Origin of the sequence: Anaeromyxobacter sp. PSR-1 (assembly GCF_000964525.1) — a bacterium.
Taxonomy (GTDB): domain Bacteria; phylum Myxococcota; class Myxococcia; order Myxococcales; family Anaeromyxobacteraceae; genus Anaeromyxobacter.
Map to the genome: position 1 here is coordinate 1 of NZ_BAZG01000323.1, position 2,193 is coordinate 2,193.

Genomic DNA, 2,193 nt, shown 5'->3' on the forward strand with positions numbered 1-2,193 from the left:
TGTCAAACGACAGGAACTTCTGACCCCCAAACGACACTAAAACTGACCCCCTCCTCCTCGGGGTTCAGTTCGCCTTCTCGGACCTGCCCAGCAGGCCCGCCTTGCGCTTCTGCTTTAGCCTGTAGCTCTCGCCCTGAATCATCAGCGTGAAGCTGTGGTGCAGGAGCCGGTCGAGGATCGCAGCGGCGAGGACCTCGTCGCCGAAGACCGTTCCCCATTGCGTCACGAGCTGGTTGGTGGTGATCAGCATCGAGCCCTTCTCGTAACGGCGCGCCACGAGTTGGAAGAACAGGTGCGCGCTGCGCTTCTCGAACGGCAGGTAGCCGAGCTCGTCGACGATGAGGAGCTTCGGCTTCGCGTAGAAGGCGAGGCGCTCCGCGAGCTGGCCCTCGGTCTCGGCCTTGGACAACGCGCCCAGCAGCGCGGTCGCGCTCGTGAAGAGCACGCTGTAGCCGGCCTCGACTGCGGCGCGGCCGAGCCCGATGGCGAGGTGGGTCTTCCCGACGCCCGGCGGGCCGAACAGGAGCACGTTCTCCGCGTTCGCGACGTAGCGGCCGACCGCGAGCTCGCGGACGAGCTTCTGGTCCACGCTCGGCTGGAACTTGAACTCGAAGTCGTCGAGCGTCTTCACGGTCGGGAAGTGCGCGATGGTGATCCCCATCGCGACCCGCTTGCGCTGCTTGGCCCCGACCTCTTCGCGCAGGATCGCGTCGAGGAAGTCGAGGTAGGTCGGCTCGCCGCGAGCGGCGTCCGAGAGCAGCGCGTCGAGCTTCTCAGCGATGCGGCCGAGCCGGAGCCGCCCGAGGTGCTCGAGCACGCGCGCCCGCACGATCTCGGCGCTCACGCGGCACCGCCGATCACCGCGGCGTAGTCGTCGAGCGTGCGCCCGAGCGCGGCGAGAGGCTGCGCGAGCGGGACGACGTTCTCGGTGGGCTTGCGCCAGAGCCCGTCGAGGTGCGCGGGATCGACCACGCGCGCGTGAGGCTCGAACGAGCGGGCGTGGACCGCGACGACGTCCCGGCCGTGGAACACGCGGACCTCGTCGGCGGTGACGAGAGCCTCGACGCGGTCTCGGACGAGCCGGTGCGGGACGCTGTAGCGGACCGTGTCGATGTCGATGAACGCATCGTTCGCGACGCGGCGCTGCAGGCGGCGGCCGTGCGTCGGAAGCGGCCGCGCGGGAAGGGGCCGGAGCGCGTCGCGCTCATCGCGCTCGAAGCGGGTCATCGGCACCTCGTGCGTCGTGCCGTGGATGCGGTGGTCGGCGGCGAGCTGCCACTCCCCCAGGTGCACCTGGAGGTGATCGAACGAGTCGAACCGCCGGCCAGCGATGGCGTTGCGCTTCACGTACTTCACGCCCGACTCGGTCTTGCCCTTCGTCCGCGCGCGGTACGGCTGGCACGCTCGCGGCTGCACCTCCCAGTCGCGGCAGAAGGCGACGTACGCCGGCGTGAACGTGACGGTCTGTGCTTCGCGGTCGCGATCAAGCACGAGGCACCGCGTATTGTCCCCGAGCACCTCGAGCGGAACGCCGCCGAAGTGGCGGAACGCCGACGCGATCCCGTCGAGCCACTCGCCCTGGCGCTCGTGCAGGAACGGCTTCACGAAGATCCGGCGCGAGTAGCTGAGGACCGCGGCCATGAAGTGGACCGTGACCTGCTGGCCGGCGATCCAGACCTTCCGCTCGCCGAAGTCGATCTGCATCTGGCGGCCTGGCGCGGTCTCGAAACGAATCGTCGCCACGTCCGCCGCGAGCAGCTCGCGCCGGCGGCCTGCCACGGCCCGCTGGACGGTCCGCACGCTGGCGTCGATGCCGCGTTCGGCGAGCAGCTGCGCGACCACGACGGCGTTCCCCTCCGCCTCGCGCTCGAACAGCGCCACTGCCTCGGCGCTCGTCGTCTCGTCGAGTCGGCGCGCGGCGGGCCGCACCTGCACCTCGGCGGCCTCGCCGCCCCGCAGGTAGCGCCGCACGGTGTTGCGCGCGAGGCCGAGCTCCCTCGCGATCGCCTTCGTTCCCCAGCCCCGCGCGGACAGCTCCAGCATCTGCCGCACCGCCTCCGCCTCGAGCATCGGCACCTCCGCGCTCGGGGGTGCCACAGCCTCGATCTCTCTGCCCATCTCCGTCTCCCTGGTCGAGAGGCAGGGGGGTCAGAATTAGTGTCGCGAGGGGGTTAGTTATCCTGTCGCTCTACA

Annotated in this window: 2 protein-coding genes; both read right to left on the reverse strand. The window is 69.9% G+C overall.

The genetic code is table 11. The features are described 5' to 3' along the window. Window positions 1-64: 64 nt before the first annotated feature. Window positions 65-844: an IS21-like element helper ATPase IstB gene (gene istB, locus PSR1_RS22995; RefSeq protein ID WP_059439614.1), complete on the reverse strand. Its 780-nt coding sequence runs from the start codon at window positions 842-844 to the stop codon at window positions 65-67. After that, the gene (istA, locus tag PSR1_RS23000; protein ID WP_370539111.1) at window positions 841-2,070 is read right to left on the reverse strand and encodes an IS21 family transposase; all 1,230 of its coding nucleotides are present in this window, start codon (window positions 2,068-2,070) and stop codon (window positions 841-843) included. The genes istB and istA overlap by 4 nt, the downstream gene beginning before the upstream one ends. Window positions 2,071-2,193: the final 123 nt, after the last annotated feature.